The 15938-nt window shown below is 40.6% G+C and carries 15 protein-coding genes; 7 read left to right on the plus strand and 8 right to left on the minus strand.

Annotated elements, in window-relative coordinates:
• Nucleotides 1-41 precede the first annotated feature (41 nt).
• A complete protein-coding gene (locus T7867_RS16005) occupies nt 42-641 on the plus strand; it encodes a biopolymer transporter ExbD (protein ID WP_322299558.1) in 600 nt (199 codons plus the stop codon).
• Between the two features lie 4 nt (nt 642-645).
• On the opposite strand, the gene T7867_RS16010 is transcribed toward T7867_RS16005, so the two are convergent.
• The 3 genes from T7867_RS16010 to T7867_RS16020 form a co-directional block, all read right to left on the minus strand.
• Nucleotides 646-1683 (minus strand): agmatinase family protein, encoded by a 1038-nt coding sequence (locus T7867_RS16010; RefSeq protein WP_322299559.1) that lies wholly within the window; start codon nt 1681-1683, stop codon nt 646-648.
• Nucleotides 1683-2960 (minus strand): polyamine aminopropyltransferase, encoded by a 1278-nt coding sequence (gene speE / locus T7867_RS16015; protein WP_322299560.1) that lies wholly within the window; start codon nt 2958-2960, stop codon nt 1683-1685. Before speE ends, T7867_RS16010 begins: the two co-directional genes overlap by 1 nt.
• Nucleotides 2961-3024: 64 nt before the next feature.
• Nucleotides 3025-3516 (minus strand): SixA phosphatase family protein, encoded by a 492-nt coding sequence (locus T7867_RS16020; protein ID WP_322299561.1) that lies wholly within the window; start codon nt 3514-3516, stop codon nt 3025-3027.
• 145 nt (nt 3517-3661) lie between these two features.
• On the opposite strand from T7867_RS16020, the gene topA reads away from it, so the two are divergent.
• The 5 genes from topA (at nt 3662) to T7867_RS16045 (ending at nt 10083) form a co-directional block, all read left to right on the plus strand.
• Nucleotides 3662-6148, plus strand: coding sequence for a type I DNA topoisomerase (topA, locus tag T7867_RS16025; protein ID WP_068222096.1), 2487 nt, complete (start codon nt 3662-3664; stop codon nt 6146-6148).
• 72 nt (nt 6149-6220) lie between these two features.
• Nucleotides 6221-7189 carry an alpha/beta hydrolase family protein gene (locus T7867_RS16030; RefSeq protein ID WP_068222094.1) on the plus strand — a complete coding sequence of 323 codons (969 nt, stop codon included), beginning with the start codon at nt 6221-6223 and terminating at the stop codon, nt 7187-7189.
• On the plus strand, nt 7186-7728 hold the full coding sequence (locus T7867_RS16035) for an HD domain-containing protein (RefSeq protein WP_068222091.1): 543 nt from the start codon (nt 7186-7188) through the stop codon (nt 7726-7728). The genes T7867_RS16030 and T7867_RS16035 overlap by 4 nt, the downstream gene beginning before the upstream one ends.
• Before the next feature lie 102 nt (nt 7729-7830).
• A complete protein-coding gene (locus T7867_RS16040) occupies nt 7831-8517 on the plus strand; it encodes an SIR2 family NAD-dependent protein deacylase (RefSeq protein WP_068224149.1) in 687 nt (228 codons plus the stop codon).
• 156 nt (nt 8518-8673) lie between these two features.
• Nucleotides 8674-10083 (plus strand): MATE family efflux transporter, encoded by a 1410-nt coding sequence (locus T7867_RS16045; RefSeq protein ID WP_068222087.1) that lies wholly within the window; start codon nt 8674-8676, stop codon nt 10081-10083.
• A 51-nt stretch (nt 10084-10134) separates the two neighbouring features.
• Here the strand turns inward: T7867_RS16045 and T7867_RS16050 are convergent, their stop codons facing one another.
• From T7867_RS16050 to T7867_RS16070, 5 genes are all read right to left on the minus strand, one after another.
• Entirely contained in the window at nt 10135-10596 is a 462-nt protein-coding gene (locus T7867_RS16050) for a hypothetical protein (RefSeq protein WP_157717658.1), read from the minus strand.
• Between the two features lie 12 nt (nt 10597-10608).
• Entirely contained in the window at nt 10609-11529 is a 921-nt protein-coding gene (locus T7867_RS16055) for a hypothetical protein (protein ID WP_068222081.1), read from the minus strand.
• Nucleotides 11522-12574, minus strand: a complete 1053-nt coding sequence (locus T7867_RS16060; RefSeq protein ID WP_068222079.1) for a cytochrome-c peroxidase — start codon at nt 12572-12574, stop codon at nt 11522-11524. Before T7867_RS16060 ends, T7867_RS16055 begins: the two co-directional genes overlap by 8 nt.
• Entirely contained in the window at nt 12564-13427 is an 864-nt protein-coding gene (locus T7867_RS16065; RefSeq protein WP_068222076.1) for an MbnP family protein, read from the minus strand. The genes T7867_RS16060 and T7867_RS16065 overlap by 11 nt, the downstream gene beginning before the upstream one ends.
• Nucleotides 13428-13670: 243 nt before the next feature.
• The gene (locus T7867_RS16070; RefSeq protein WP_068222073.1) at nt 13671-13988 is read right to left on the minus strand and encodes a hypothetical protein; all 318 of its coding nucleotides are present in this window, start codon (nt 13986-13988) and stop codon (nt 13671-13673) included.
• A 302-nt stretch (nt 13989-14290) separates the two neighbouring features.
• Here T7867_RS16070 and T7867_RS16075 point away from each other — a divergent pair, with 302 nt between their 5' ends.
• Complete coding sequence (locus T7867_RS16075) at nt 14291-15928, plus strand: ABC-F family ATP-binding cassette domain-containing protein (RefSeq protein WP_068222070.1); 1638 nt, start codon at nt 14291-14293, stop codon at nt 15926-15928.
• The last annotated feature ends 10 nt before the right edge of the window (nt 15929-15938 follow it).

Consider the following 15938-nt stretch of genomic DNA (forward strand, 5'->3'; position numbering starts at 1 on the left):
AATTCTTTGGTTTCAACTATTTATATAGTTAAAATCACCTCATGAAAGCTATCATTTTGCTTCTATTATTCTTTCAATGGCAGGCAGGTCAGACCTCTTCAATAGACATCATTCAGAAGCATTATAACCACGATAGAATTGAAGTGAATGTCACAGATATAGTTCAATCATTTAAGACTGCATTAATAGAGAAGGGAATTTTGAATGAAGGTGAATTTGAGCATGTTGACATTCTTCATAAAAAGATCTATTCCATTATAGAAGAGTTTAAACCCGAAGCACTTAGCATTCCATCCTTCATTCCTAAGGAGCCATTCCTTAAGGCTCAGAGAGAACTGGAAAACATGGGTGAACAACGTCCTGAAGAAGTCTTGTTTCTCTATGCCCAGATGTTATCCGAAAAGCACATCACATTTAATCTTCATATTGATGAAAGAAGGCTTATATATCTAAATAACAATGACTTACCCATTAATAGTTTTGAAGCCGTATTCATGGGTAAGATAAATGAGCATAAATATGCCTTGCCTGCAGATTCTTGTGTTATTATTACAGCCGATGCCAGAACACCATTTGAATTTGTAGCCTTCGTAATGAAAAAGGCTAGAGAACTAGGAATTAGAAAGACTGTTTTGAAGTGAGGGCTTAAAGCAAGCCCTGACTCATAGCCATTAAGTTGATTAACCTATAGAGCACTCTTGCACCCACGTTGGCATCCCACTCATCATCTGAAGGTGAAACTTCATTTAGGTCGGCTCCCACAATAGTTTTACCCGATTGTACCAGCTTTTTAAACAAGTACATCACTTGTTCGAACTCAAAGCCACCAGGTACAGGAGTACCTGTATTTGGGCAAAGCTTAGGGTCTAAGCCATCAATATCGAATGAAATGTATACTTTCTCTGGCAGTTCGGCAATTATCTTTTCGCAAATAGCATCCCAAGTAACACCAGCATACTGCTCTTCTTTAATTACCTGATCGTAAAAACTAACTACTCTTCCTTTCGAACCTTTAACTAGATCAGCTTCTTCTTGACAATAATCACGGATGCCAACCTGCACTAACTTTCCTAGATTTTCATCCTTTAAAGCATTGTACATAATGCTCGCATGTGAAAACTCAAAGCCTTCATAAGCCGTCCGGAGGTCAGCATGCGCATCAATCTGAAGGATTCCTAAGCCCTTATGCTTCTTAGTTAACGATCGGATATGTCCCAAAGGAGTACTATGATCTCCCCCAAGTAGCACAGTTAACTTACCTTGCTCCTGCCAATAGTCGCACTCCTGCTCCACATACTTCATCAGTTGAGCGCATTCTTCATTCACTTCTTCAAGAATAGCATCCATCTCTTTGGCCAAAACGGGGTTAGACCCCTCTTCGAGCCATTGAATGTACTGTTCCGATTTAGCACGCAACTCCTTCCCTAGCGAATACCAAACCTCAGGAATATCGGCCATAGCCACACCTAGCTTCCATGCTTCAGAAAGATCTGGCTGCTCATAGTCTAGTTGAGATGAAGCCTCCAACACAGCTTCAGGACCATCTGAAGTTCCTGCTCCATAAGAAACAGTAACATCCCAAGGCACAGGAATTACAACTACTTTGGCATCATCGGTACTATAGGGCAACCCAAATAGAGTGCCCTTAATACCAACATTGTTTGGATTGAAGTCTGTTGCCATTACCCAATCATTTCTTTTACAAAGTTTGGCAATGCAAATGCTGCTTTATGTAAATCGGCATTATAATATCTGAGCCTGTTAGCCTTTACAAAAGCATCTACCTCTTCAGTAGGCTTTAAGTTCATTGGGTTGGCCGATCCTTTTGAGCTGTAGCTGAATGACCACATGCCAGTTGGATAAGTAGGAATATGAGCTAAGTAACAGTGTACGTTATCTTGACCAAAGATTCCTCTGTAAGTCTGGTAAATTTCCTTAAAGACTTTGCTGTTAAATCTTGGCGACTCACTTTGAGTAATCATCAATCCATCAGCTGAGAGTATTCGGTGAACCTCCTTATAAAAATCTACAGTGAATAAACCTTCCGCTGGGCCAACAGGATCGGTAGAATCTACAATAACTAAATCGAAACTACCATCGGCAGCATCGTTTACATATTTGATTCCATCATCAATGATCAGGTTTAGCTTAGGATGGTCTAACGATTGGGCTATAGTTGGTAAGTGCATCTTACTTGCCTCGATCACTTTATCATCAATCTCCACCATTACCACTTCTTCCAAGTTCTCATGTTTAAGAACCTCGCGGGCGGTTCCACCATCACCACCACCTATAATAAGCACTCTTTTTGGATCTGGATGAGTTAAAAGCGGAACGTGAGTAATCATTTCATGATACACATACTCATCTTTTTCGGTGGTCATTACCATGCCATCTAGCGTAAGCATATTGCCATAAGCTTGAGTATTGTACACTTCTACGCGCTGATAGTCAGATTGCACATCGTACAATTTACCATCATGCTTAAGAGAAAGGGCTATTTTATCGTCACGCTCGGTAAACCATACATCTCTGGTTCTGATCGGGTCACCATCTTCAGAGCTCTTTTCATCTCTCATGGCTTTCACATCAAAGTTCTTTCTCTTCAATAAAGCCATTTCACCCCTTTTCAACTCTACAGCCGAACCATGCCCAGCCTGAAATGAATCTTTCAACATCTGATAAGAAACCCAAGGGTTTACCGTATCTCCACAGGTGAATAAGTCTACAGACGCATAACCATATTCAGGCCATGTATGAATAGCCAAGTGGCTTTCTTGTATAACCACGACACCAGAAACACCATAAGGTGAAAAATGGTGAAAAGTTGAATTAATGATGGTTGCTCCAGCCTCTTCTGCAGCATTTTCCATGCTTTTTTCTATATGAACTACATCGTTCAATAATTCTGGAGAACAGTTGTAGTACTCCACTATAATATGTCTTCCTAATGATGCCATGCGTCAAAAATAAAACCTTCAATTTTTACTGAGCCAAAGTTTCTCAATTATTCTCAATAGATCATTATCCGATTTGGCCAGGATAGTAAAAATCTCGTTCAGTAAAACTATTTTCTGTGATGTGAGACCAACTCTCAAACTCCCCTTCTAGCCATGAACAGGTTGAGGGGCTGTAAGACTCAAATTTTCTGGTGAGGTAATTATGTAGTTCTGCAATACCAGGGTTATGGGCTACAATAGCTACGTTTTTAAAATTATCATCCATTCTATTCACAAAAGCCCTCATGAGGTTTCCAGTTGCTTCATATAATTCTTCAGCATCCATCATTCTGGGCACTTTATTCAGAGTATCTAAAATGAATTGGCTGGTTTGTAAGGTTCTTTTAGATGGACTGTGATATATAGCGTCTAGCTCAAAGGGTAATTCTTTCAGGTAGCTAGCCAAGATAATTCCCTGATTATGACCATTAGGTGTTAAGTTTCTATCGAAATCTCTTTTGCGTTCGCTAGGAAATTCAGCTTCCGCATGCCTAATCAATAATAAATTTCTAACCATTTTAATTGATGTTGTGTTGTTGGGTGAACAACGAATTAAGCAATGTATTGATATATCGCAAAACAGGTGAAAAATCAATTCGTTTGTTTTTTTGAAAGTTTTATGCGCATCTTTGAGGCGCTCAGAGATTAAAATCAAGCCCTACATGTCGAAAAATCTTGTTATTGTCGAGTCACCGGCTAAAGCTAAAACCATAGAAGGATATCTTGGAAAAGACTTCAAAGTAGTTTCTAGTTATGGCCATGTGAGAGATTTACCCAAAGGAGATAAAGCTATTGATATTGAAAATGGCTTTCGCCCCACCTATGAAGTTACGGCAGACAAGAAAGACGTCATCAAAAACCTTAGAAAGTTAGCGAAAGAGGCAGAGACCATCTACCTAGCGAGTGATGATGACCGCGAGGGAGAGGCCATTAGCTGGCACTTAAAAGAAGCATTAAAGCTTAAAGATGATTTCACTAAGCGCATAGTATTCAGAGAGATAACCAAATCTGCTATTCAGAAGGCCTTGGAAAACCCAAGGACTATAGATGAAGATTTAGTCTATGCTCAGCAAGCCAGAAGAATACTAGATAGAATTGTGGGTTACGAGCTTTCTCCAGTGCTTTGGAAGAAGATAAAAAGAGGACTCTCAGCAGGAAGAGTTCAATCTGTGGCAGTTCGTTTGGTAGTAGAAAGAGAAAGAGAAATCGATCAATTCGATGTTCAATCTTTCTTTAAAGTTTCAGCCATCTTCGACATAGATGGTAAAGAGTTAAAAGCCGAACTACCTAAACGTTTCGATACAGAAGAAGAGGCGCAAGCCTTTCTAGAAAGTTGTAAAGCTGCCAACTTCACTATCGAATCACTCGACAAAAAACCTGGAAAAAGATCTCCAGCTGCTCCGTTTACAACTTCTACCCTTCAGCAAGAGGCCAGTAGAAAGCTAAATTTCTCTGTTTCTCAAACCATGACTTTGGCCCAGAGGCTTTACGAAGCGGGTAAGATATCATATATGAGAACTGACTCTGTGAACCTTTCTCAAGAGGCCATGGACGGTGCTGCAAAAGAAATAAAGTCGGCTTATGGAGCTGAATACGCAAAAAGTCGTGTATTCAAAACCAAGTCTCAATCGGCACAAGAAGCTCACGAAGCCATAAGACCAACTGATTTTTCGGCACATACTGCTGGGAAAGACTATAACGAAAAAAGGCTCTACGAACTGATCTGGAAAAGAGCTGTAGCCTCTCAAATGGCAGATGCTCAGTTGGAGCGCACTACCGTAAATATTGACATTTCAACTAACAAAGAAAGACTTGTTGCCCATGGTGAGGTGATAGTTTTCGAAGGCTTCTTAAAGGTTTATATCGAATCTACAGACGATGAAGAAAGTGGAGATGAGGCAAAGGGAATGCTTCCACCATTATCTATTGGTCAGAACCTAAAGTTAGATTTCTTAAAAGCCAGACAAGGCTTTACTCGCCCTTCTGCCAGATATACAGAGGCTAGTTTGGTGAAGAAATTGGAAGAAATGGGTATCGGTAGACCTTCTACTTATGCCCCTACTATTTCTACAATTCAGAAGCGGGAGTATGTAGTTAAGGAAAACAGAGAAGGTAACGAGCGTAAATACATCGAGCTAATATTGAAAGATGACAATATTCGGTCTAACGCTCTTACGGAAATTACTGGTGCGGAAAAGTCGAAGCTCTTCCCTACCAATATTGCAATGGTGGTGAATGACTTTTTGGTAGATCATTTCCCAAATGTGATAGACTACTCTTTTACTGCTAATGTGGAAGAAGAATTTGATCAAATTGCTCAGGGTTCTCAAAACTGGGACAATATGATTAAGAACTTCTACGGTAAGTTCCATCAGACTGTAGAAGAAACAGAGCAAATAGACCGCAGAGAAGTTGGTGCTAGTAGGGAGTTAGGAATTGATCCGGAAAGTGGCAAAACTGTTGTTGCTAGACTTGGTAAATTCGGACCTTTAGTTCAAATAGGTGAAGCCTCTGAAGATGAGGAAGATAAACCTAAATATGCTAGCCTTAAAAAAGGGCAATTCATTGAGAGTATAACACTAGAAGAAGCGCTAGAACTATTCCAACTACCAAGAGAGGTTGGCGAATACAAAGGCAAAGAAGTAGTTACCGCCATAGGCCGTTTTGGACCATATATTAAGTACGATGAGAAGTTTATTTCTCTACCTAAGAGTGCCGACCCAATTAGCATTGAGCTAGACGAATGCATTGAGCTCATCAAACAAAAAGAAGAGGCTGATGCACCTATTTATGTTTATCAAGATAAGCCGGTTCAGAAAGGTAAAGGAAGGTTTGGGCCTTTCATAAAATGGGACAATATGTTCATTAACGTGAACAAAAAGTACGACTGGGATAACCTTTCGGCACAAGATATTGAGGAACTCATTGAAGATAAGCTTAAGAAGGAAAGAGAAAAGGTTATTCATAACTGGGAGTCTGAAGGCATTCGCGTTGAAAAGGCTCGTTGGGGAAGGCATAATGTTATAAAAGGCAAGGTAAAAGTAGAGTTAGCTAAAAATGTTAGTGTAGAAAACATGACATTAGAAGAAGCTCAAACTTTAATTGCCAACAATACTCCTGCAAAAAAGGGAAAGGCTAAAAAGAAGTAATTCTTAACTTTCTTTGGCTTATTTATTGTTTCAAGTCTCCATTGAAATCATTAGTTTTCAAACAGATTGACTATGGGCAGACTGATACTTATATCTTTCTTTATACTTTTATTTTCACCTCTTCTTCACACACAAACCTTCGAAGAAGATACGGTACATATTCAATCCAAAGGACATGATCTTGGTGGAGTCATAATGTTCCCTGAAGGCAAGAAGAAAAAGCTGCCTATTGTACTTATCATCCAAGGTTCTGGACCAACCGATAAAGATGGTAATTCAATTGCTCTGGCAGGAAAGAACAACTCGCTAAAGCTTTTAGCAGAGGTATTAGCCCAAAACGGCATAGCCTCCCTCCGATTCGATAAGCGAGGTGTTGGCCTAAGTAAAGAAGCTGCTATACCAGAAGCTGAGCTATCATTCGATGACTTTGTAAATGACGCCAATGCATGGCTAGAGTTTCTTATAGAAGATAGACGCTTCAATAGTATTGGCATCGCAGGTCACTCTCAAGGATCTCTAATCGGAATGAGATTGTCTCGACATGAAAAGGTAGAAGCTTTCGCTTCAATTGCTGGACCTTCACTAAGTATTGATGAAACCATACTAGCTCAGATTAAGAGCAATCCTTTTAATCCACCTAACATTACCAAAGAGGCCGAAGATATTTTTAACAAGCTCAGAAATGGAGAAAGTGTTTCCACAATCCCTCCTTACCTAATGGCCGTTTTCAGGCCAAGCATTCAACCGTTTATGAGATCATGGATGAAATATGACCCCTTGCTGGAAATTGAAAAACTGGATATACCAATCTTGGTAGTAGCTGGCAGCACAGACTTACAGGTAACCGTAGAAGACGCTCAGCGACTTCAGATAGCCAATGCCAAGGCCGAACTAAAAGTGATTGAAGGAATGAACCATGTGTTGAAAAATTCTTCTGCCTTAACCAATGAAAATACTGCCTCCTATTCAAACCCAAACCTTCCTCTGAATGAAGAGTTCGAGAAGTCGATCAACACTTTTTTTTCTAAACATCTCAAATGACAAAACCTGAAGCCCGAGAAATTCTTGAAAACTGGACAAAGACTGATAGCCTTCTAAGGCATGCCAGAAGTGTAGAATTAGTAATGGAAGCTTACGGAAAGCATTTCGGTGAAGATTCGGAAGAATGGGCCATTACTGGTCTTTTACATGATGCAGACTATGAAAAGTATCCTGAAGAGCATCCGAATAAAATAGTAGCCCTTTTGCGGGAGAAAGGCGAAGAGAAGATAGCACATGCTATTTCAGTTCATTACACAAAATGGGGAGTCAGTTATGAAAACCTATTAGACAAGGCTTTGCTGGCCTGCGATGAGCTCACTGGGTTTATTATTGCCTGTTGCCAAGTGAGACCAGAAGGTGCTAACGGCTTAACACCAAAGTCTGTAAAGAAGAAACTGAAACAAAAGAGCTTTGCTGCTAAAGTAGAAAGAGATGAAATTGAAGCAGGCGTCAGTCTGCTTGAGGTTGAACTGGATGAACACATTCGGTTTATTATCAATGTGTTGGAGCAGAACAAGGAAGAGTTGGGGATTGGCTAACCCCCTATCAAAAACATGTCATTTCCACGAAGGTGGAAATCCCTAAGTTTTGTGCACAGAATTGGGGATTCCTGCCTTCGCAGGAATGACAGAAAAATGGGTATGAAAAAACTAGTAGTACTAACAGGAGCAGGAATAAGTGCCGAAAGCGGCTTAAAGACTTTTCGAGACTCAGGAGGTTTATGGGAAGGTCATGATGTAACCGAAGTAGCTACTCCAGAAGCATGGGCTAAGAATCCTGAGTTGGTTCAGAAGTTCTACAACGAAAGAAGAAAACAAGCACTTAACGCTAAGCCCAATATAGCTCACACTTTATTAGCAGAATTAGAGAAAAACTTTGAAGTAACGGTCATTACTCAAAACGTAGATAATTTTCATGAAAAAGCTGGGTCAACCGAAGTGCTACATTTACATGGTCAGTTATTTCAGTCAAGAAGCTCAATTGATGAGCAATTAGTCTATGAGGTAGATGGTTGGGAACTCAAAATGGGCGATTTATGTGAAAGAGGCTCTCAACTTCGACCAAATATCGTATGGTTTGGAGAAGCTGTTCCTATGATGGAACCCGCCATTGAAGCAACTGCACAAGCGGATATATTCCTTGTAGTAGGAACGTCATTACAGGTTTATCCAGCGGCTAGTCTCATTCAGTACACCAAGGCGAGCTGCCCTATTTACTTAGTAGACCCCAAAAAGCCAGGTGGTTACCTTGGTAGAAATGTCACTTTCATTGAAGAAAAAGCAAGCACCGGGATGCTGAAATTCAAGGAGCTTATTTTCAAAAATTAAAAAACTCTAGGAGTTTTTCGAAAATTGGCCTTGCTTTATAGCATGATTGTTTGAGAGTTGTGTTCACACTTTATGTCGAGGCTGCATTGGTCCTGAACCTAGGATAATCCTTTCCTAGTCGCACATCTGTATTTTTTTATTTCATAATTCTCTACAATGACATCTATTTCTCAAAATAAGTACAAGCGTTACTTTCAATACCTTATTGCCGCTATCCGTGGCAAAGAAGAAGATTTTACTACCGGTAGTATTCGGAAGGCTATTTTTATGCTTTCCATTCCTATGATTCTGGAAATGCTCATGGAGTCTACTTTTGCTCTGGTAGACATTCTATTTGTTTCCAGGGTTTCGGTAAATGCTGTTGCCACCGTTGGTCTTACAGAATCTGTTATTACACTACTTTATGCTTTGGCCATCGGGTTAAGTATGGCCGCAACGGCTGTAGTTGCCAGAAGAACAGGCGCCAAAGACAAAAAAGGGGCTAAAGAAGCAGCTGTTCAAGCCATTATTTTAGGCGTAATCATTTCAATAGTAGTTGGAGCAATTGGCATCATTTACCCTAAAGAAATTCTGGGGCTAATGGGAGGCGAACCAGCTCTTATAGAGGAAGGGTATGGATATACCAGAATCTTGATAGGTGGAAATATCACCATTATGCTACTTTTTCTCATCAACGCTATTTTCAGAGGCGCTGGTGATGCCTCTGTAGCCATGTGGGCCCTGGTGCTATCCAACGGTTTGAATATTATACTAGATCCTATTCTTATATTCGGTTGGGGTCCTATACCAGCTTATGGTGTAGAAGGTGCTGCCATAGCCACTACAATAGGTCGAGGAACCGCTGTAGTAGCACAATTTATGGTGCTTTTCTTTGGTTGGAGCCGTGTCAAATTGACACTAAGTGACTTTGTGTGGAAGGCGGAGGTAATGATGAACCTTATCAAAATTTCCTTGGGAGGAATTGGTCAGTTTCTGATCGGTACATCGAGCTGGGTATTTCTTATGCGAATAATGTCCGAATTCGGTAGCGATGTATTAGCTGGTTACACCATTTCCATAAGAGTTATGATGTTCACCCTTATGCCCTCTTGGGGAATGAGTAATGCTGCTGCAACGCTGGTTGGTCAGAACTTAGGAGCTAAGCAACCCGAGAGAGCGGAAAAATCGGTATGGAAAACCAGCAAATACAATGCTGTATTCATGGTAATCGTTTCGGCTGTCTACTTCCTATTTGCTAAACAAATTATCGGATGGTTTAGCGATGTAAGTGATGTAGTAGAATACGGAGCCTTAAGTTTACAAATAATTACTGCGGGCTACATTTTCTATGCCTATGGTATGGTGGTTACTCAGGCCTTCAATGGTGCTGGAGATACTAAAACACCCACCATTATCAACTTCTTTTGTTTTTGGCTATTTCAGATTCCTGTGGCCTATTTTGTTGCTCTTCAATTAGATTGGGGACCTATAGGAGTTTATGGTGCAATCACCACTTCAGAGATACTTATTGCCATAGTGTCTATCCTTCTTTTCAGGAAAGGTAAGTGGAAGACTACAGAAGTTTAAAAATGAGTAAAGAGCCTCCAATCTATACAATCGATCGGAGGCTCTTTTTACTTAATTGCTTTCACTAAGTGTTTCCTTTGCTGCAATTATAGCCTTATCAATATCCTCAGCCACAATCTTAACACTTGTCAATTCCTCTTTCAAAGCATCAGTTAGTTCTTCCTTACTCATGACTTCATCATCAGCCAGAGAAGAGGCTTCTCCGCCCATCAAAGTACCTTCGGGAAACCTTGCTGAGAAGTTGCGCATCCAGTCCATCATACCATCGTGCGCCTTGGTTAAATCACTTAAGTTGATAAGAATAAGCGAATCATTTTTAGCCTCAATCTTCAATTTGGAGAGCTCACGTTTCAACTGCATAATCTCTCCCATTCTAGCCATGGCTTCATCATGAATAGTAATAACTTCTTCCTTCAACTCACTCACTTCATCTTGCCCTATATTTGAGTCAAATGAAAAAATTATGATAGCTATAAGAATACCTATAGCTATCAAGATTCCTTTAGACTTCATTCTACTCATCATTTACAAGCTGTAGTATAACCCGATTGAAAACCTATCTCCCCCTTCAATTGAGGCAAAATCATCTGTATTGAAGGTTTGCTTAATAGGAGTCTGATACTGAGCATTTAAAGTAAGTCGGCTGACAAAAACCTGGGCACCAAGTGTAGCCATAATGGCTTTACCACCAGTATTGGCTTCTCGAATTCCCTCATTATAGTGATAGTCCCCTTGTTCATAAAAGGCTCCTACAAACGGCAAAACCGAGAAACTGGCGGTTTCCAAATAGCGATAAACATTCAAGGCAACATTGGCCTGATTTCCAAATTCATAGTCCATACTATTGGCTGAGTTGATTTTATAAGATGACTCTACATTTGCACCATACTTACCAAACCTCACCATATAATTGGCTGAAAGAATGTAGTCTAGACTACCAGAGCCCAACTGAAAATTTCGGTTGATAATTTCTCCATCATCAGTTTTCTCAAACTCCCCTGCCGGCAGTTTCAACCCAGCGCCTACATTTAGTGAATGAACGATTCCCTCCATATTTTCACCAGTGTTGAAAACTGAATAGTAACCAACAATCATTGGATCTCCCAATCCTGAAGAACGCACATTTTGATGCGACCCTTCCATGTTATTGATGATATAAGGTACCACATACCTTACTTCAAATCTTGGGCTAAATCGGTATTTTCCAGTCAAGTCGAATCGCTGATAAGTATCGTTAGAATACTCATCTTGAAAGTAGTAGTCATCATTATCTATGTAGGCTTTAAATGAAGCCGAACTGTACTTAAGTCCTATAAAATGTCGGTTCTGCATAGATACGTAACCGAAATAGAGGCCTGAAAGGCTACAACCGCATACATCGCATGCCCAGGTCTTTGGAATGCTCAGTACGGCAATCAATGCAACCAGAATTATTCTTCTATTCATTGTTTCTAAATCTTTCGTCTGAAATAAATGTGTAATCGGTTAGGGTATGGATAAACTCAATAATATCTCCCTGCTCTTCTTTAGTCATAGGTATTCCGACCACTACTTCCCCATTTTTAAATGAGGGATCGAGTGTTGGAGAATCGACCATGCCATTGCCATAATGCTCAAGCACTTCTTCTAGTGTTGAGAACTTAGCATTGTGCATATATGGGGCGGTAATGCCTGCATTGCGAAGGCTTGGCACTTTAAACTTGCCTTCATCAGCCTCATCCTCAGTGATAAGCCCCCTACCCTTATCGCCAAAATCCGAACTGATTCCGTTATTCCGATAGCTTTGATCGGTAAACAAAACACCAGCATGGCAGCTTGAACATTTCTGTTCAAACAGCGCCAAACCACGCGATTCATTCGCTGTTAACTCTTCTTGCCCTTGCAAATACTTATCGTACTTGGAATCTGCAGAAATCATCATGGCAGTGAACTGAGAAAGCGCATGAAGCAAGTAAGGCGCAGTGGCCTCTTCAGTTCCGAATGCAGTCTTAAACTTGGTTCTGTAAGCTTCACTGGCATTGAGCTTTTTCACCACGTTTTCCAAAGACTCATCCATTTCTACATCCGATTCAATCGCATTGATGGGTACAAAGTCAAGATGTGTAACTGCACCATCCCAAAAGAACTCCTTCATAAAGGCCATATTGGCTATGGAAGGCGCGTTTCTTATGCCGAACCGGTTGTCTACCCCAACACTAGTCGGATGCAGTGGTGTGTCGGCAAAAGCCCGCGACTGCTGATGACAGTTATTGCATGAAACACTCTTGTCTCTCGATAATATTGGGTCGAAAAACAGCTTCTTACCCAGTTCAAAACCTTCTGCTGTTATCGGGTTATTCTGAAACGTGTATGTAGGCTCTGGAAAGTGCTCAGGCTTTACAAAAGCCAATACTTCTCCAGGCTTTTCATCAGCTCCGCCCCCACATGACCAAAGAGAAAAAAGCACCCAGCCAATGGCCAGGCACTTTTTCATCACTCTATTAATGACCATGACCATTAGAACTCTGGTGTACATGGTGCACCACAAAGGCATTGGCTAACTGATCTGCAAAAGGCTTACCTGCCTTTGGAGCATGTACCGAATAGGTTGAACTAAAGTCTATATTAACTCCATCTAATAGCTTCAGCACATCAGTTACTACATGAGCATTCGGAGAAAGCTCTTCAGAAACCGAGACGGTTGTTCCAAAATCGAGCGTTCTGGTGCGAACATTGTTCACAAAATTCTCATTGTCAGTAACATCCTTCCAGCCACCAACATGAACAGCAAAGGTTTTCTCTTTGGTTTCTGTACCATTGCCCCAATCTACATATTGCTGGGCTGAGTTTTCGGCAGTTCCCTCAATGGCCATTCCAATGTAGCCAGCATTCCAGTTCCAGAACCAAGCACCTTTGGCCGGATCTAGAACACCTCCCAAAGCACCTTCCTGAACGCCATCTTCAGCCACACCAATAGTGAAAGTTACTTTGCTGTACGAACCGGCAGGTACATTTTCCAGCATTACATTATGACTAGAAGCTACACTCTCCAAGATTTGGTAGTAACCTTTCGACTCGCTGGCAGAAACACTGACTTCATCCTCATAAAGTTCACCATTCGGTCCTTCCAATTTTATTTTGCTCACGTAATAGCCAAACCTGGAAAGGTTGAATTTTTCGCCATTGGTTGTTTCGTAATTGTAATTAGTAGATCCGGGCTCACTTAGCGTAAGCTCGCTAGCCCCTACCTTATTATCGAAGTAAAGTTGAAATGTTCCGAACTCTTCTGGTTGAGGTTCGTCATTTTCACAAGACATAATGGTAACGATAAGCGCCAGTAGCGCTAAAATTTTAGATATTTTCATCTTTTAGATTTCTTAGAATATTAGTTGAACAGGCTAAAACTGATGCGTAGATGTTCTATCTAAAAGTTTACTTAGAAACTAATAGACATCAGCTTTACTCGCTCAAAATAAACGAGTAGATCATCAAGCTTTAACCCAATTCAGGATATAATTGAATAATAGATAAGAGTGCACAGTGTATTCTCACATTCGCCATGAGCAAATGGAATACAGTTAATTCATACACCATTTGGGAAGGGAAATCTATGCCCGGGGAGGCTGAAAAATATCAGAATTAAAGAGGTCGCTAGGAACATCTTCGTCATAAGCCAGTGGCAATTTGTCTTGCAACAGATGCCAAGTGGCTTCACCTATTGCTTCGTCCCTTTGTTCATTGCAGTAAAAGGTATACTCCTTAGGCATCAGCTTTTCAGCATCGTCCTGAGTGTCTTGAGCCGTTTGTAGGTTTTCGCTCAAAACGCAGCTACCGTAGCATACTGTAATGGGTTTGTCTCTTTCGATACAAAGGAACTCAGCAATATAATCTTTCCGTATCTCGTAATCGAGATAGATCAGTGGCATGAGAAAAGTGCTCACAAGCTGTGAGCAAATCACCAAGCCAATAAGAGTTGATCTAATTGCTGACATTATTACAAATGTCCACCATGGTCGTGAAGCCGACAACAAAAAGTTCCATTTTTTGAAGGATGGTTAAAAACCCCTAGCGGCTAAAAGCTGAAAATAGATCTAAGCTATTTCCGAAAATATCATCAGTGCACTTATGATAAAACTGTTTTCAATCTGTCTAAGAATTCTTCAGAACTCTTAGCATCCATCATATTTTCAATGGCCAAAAACATATCTTTGCGACCAAATTTCGATTCATGATTTCAGTTGATGCTGTAGGTGTTGAGTTCAATGGCAATGCTCTATTTAATAATGTTACTTTCAATATTAATGACAATGACCGAATAGCCCTGATGGGCAAAAACGGGGCAGGAAAATCTACACTGTTAAAAATAGTAGCGGGTAAAAACACGCCTACTAGTGGTAAAATATCTGCACCCAAAGAAGCTGTTATAGCCTACCTACCCCAGCACCTGTTGACTGAAGATAATTGCTCCGTTTTTGAAGAAGCTTCTAAAGCTTTCGCCAAGATTCAAGGAATGAAAACCAGAATTGATGAACTCAATCATCAGCTGGAAACAAGGACTGATTATGAGTCAGACGCCTACAGTAAGATCATCGAAGAGGTTTCCGAGCTTAGTGAGAAGTTCTATAGCATTGAAGATGTAAACTATGATGCTGAAGTAGAAAAAACCTTAATAGGCCTTGGCTTTGAGCGTTCTGACCTAAACAAACCTACGAGTCAATTTAGTGGTGGCTGGAGAATGCGTATAGAATTGGCTAAAATACTGCTTCAGAAACCAGATCTTATTCTGCTCGATGAGCCTACCAACCACCTAGACATTGAATCGGTTCAATGGTTAGAAGACTTTTTGAAAACCAGCGCTAAGGCTGTAATGGTTATTAGCCACGATAAAACGTTCGTAGACAACCTCACCAATAGAACCATTGAAATCACCAGAGGCAAGGTTTACGATTATAAAACCAATTACTCGCATTATTTAGAACTGAGGAAAGAAAGACGCGAGCAGCAGCAAAAGCAGTTCGATGATCAGGCTAAAGAAATAGCGGAAATTAAACAGTTTATTGAGCGATTTAAGGGTACCTATTCCAAAACACTTCAGGTTCAATCTAGAGTGAAAATGCTCGAAAAAATGGAAATTATTGAGGTTGATGAGGTAGATACGTCTGCCTTAAACATCAAATTCCCTCCAGCCCCTCGCTCAGGAAACTATCCAGTAATTGTAGATAACTTGGCTAAGCGCTATGGAGACCATGTAGTTTTCGAAGGTGCTTCATTCACTGTGGCTAGAGGAGAAAAAATTGCCTTAGTAGGTAAAAATGGTCAGGGTAAATCTACTTTGGTTAAAGCTATTATGGGCGAAATCGATTTTGATGGAACACTTCAGGTTGGCCATAACTCTATGATTGGCTACTTTGCTCAAAATCAAGCTTCACTGTTAGACGAGAACCTGACCGTCTTCCAAACCATTGATGAGATAGCCAAAGGGGACATTAGGTCGAAAATCAAGGATTTACTAGGCGCCTTTATGTTTTCTGGAGATGCTATCGATAAGAAAGTAAAAGTGCTTTCTGGTGGTGAAAAAACTCGCTTGGCTATGGTGAAGCTACTCTTACAACCAGTGAATCTCCTGATATTGGATGAGCCTACCAACCACCTGGATATTCGCTCTAAAGACATTTTGAAAGATGCCTTAAAAGCTTTTGATGGCACGCTGATTTTGGTTTCTCATGACCGTGACTTTCTAGACGGATTAGCAGATAAAGTATTAGAGTTCGGCAATCAGAGAATCAAAGAGCATTTGGAAGACATCAACGGATTCCTTCGCAATAAGAAGATGGAGAACCTGAGGGAGATTGAGCGGAAGGTGTGATCTAGGTTCA

Origin of the sequence: Roseivirga spongicola (genome assembly GCF_034376045.1) — a bacterium.
In the GTDB taxonomy this organism is placed as follows: Bacteria; Bacteroidota; Bacteroidia; order Cytophagales; family Cyclobacteriaceae; genus Roseivirga; species Roseivirga spongicola.

Excerpts from the sequence above, each read along its gene's own strand:
- T7867_RS16005 (WP_322299558.1), top strand. The coding sequence starts at position 42 with ATGAAAGCTATCATTTTGCTTCTATTATTCTTTCAATGGCAGGCAGGT.
- T7867_RS16010 (WP_322299559.1), bottom strand. The coding sequence starts at position 1,683 with ATGGCAACAGACTTCAATCCAAACAATGTTGGTATTAAGGGCACTCTA.
- speE (WP_322299560.1), bottom strand. The coding sequence starts at position 2,960 with ATGGCATCATTAGGAAGACATATTATAGTGGAGTACTACAACTGTTCT.
- T7867_RS16020 (WP_322299561.1), bottom strand. The coding sequence starts at position 3,516 with ATGGTTAGAAATTTATTATTGATTAGGCATGCGGAAGCTGAATTTCCT.
- topA (WP_068222096.1), top strand. The coding sequence starts at position 3,662 with ATGTCGAAAAATCTTGTTATTGTCGAGTCACCGGCTAAAGCTAAAACC.
- T7867_RS16030 (WP_068222094.1), top strand. The coding sequence starts at position 6,221 with ATGGGCAGACTGATACTTATATCTTTCTTTATACTTTTATTTTCACCT.
- T7867_RS16035 (WP_068222091.1), top strand. The coding sequence starts at position 7,186 with ATGACAAAACCTGAAGCCCGAGAAATTCTTGAAAACTGGACAAAGACT.
- T7867_RS16040 (WP_068224149.1), top strand. The coding sequence starts at position 7,831 with ATGAAAAAACTAGTAGTACTAACAGGAGCAGGAATAAGTGCCGAAAGC.
- T7867_RS16045 (WP_068222087.1), top strand. The coding sequence starts at position 8,674 with ATGACATCTATTTCTCAAAATAAGTACAAGCGTTACTTTCAATACCTT.
- T7867_RS16050 (WP_157717658.1), bottom strand. The coding sequence starts at position 10,596 with ATGAAGTCTAAAGGAATCTTGATAGCTATAGGTATTCTTATAGCTATC.
- T7867_RS16055 (WP_068222081.1), bottom strand. The coding sequence starts at position 11,529 with ATGAATAGAAGAATAATTCTGGTTGCATTGATTGCCGTACTGAGCATT.
- T7867_RS16060 (WP_068222079.1), bottom strand. The coding sequence starts at position 12,574 with ATGGTCATTAATAGAGTGATGAAAAAGTGCCTGGCCATTGGCTGGGTG.
- T7867_RS16065 (WP_068222076.1), bottom strand. The coding sequence starts at position 13,427 with ATGAAAATATCTAAAATTTTAGCGCTACTGGCGCTTATCGTTACCATT.
- T7867_RS16070 (WP_068222073.1), bottom strand. The coding sequence starts at position 13,988 with ATGCCACTGATCTATCTCGATTACGAGATACGGAAAGATTATATTGCT.
- T7867_RS16075 (WP_068222070.1), top strand. The coding sequence starts at position 14,291 with ATGATTTCAGTTGATGCTGTAGGTGTTGAGTTCAATGGCAATGCTCTA.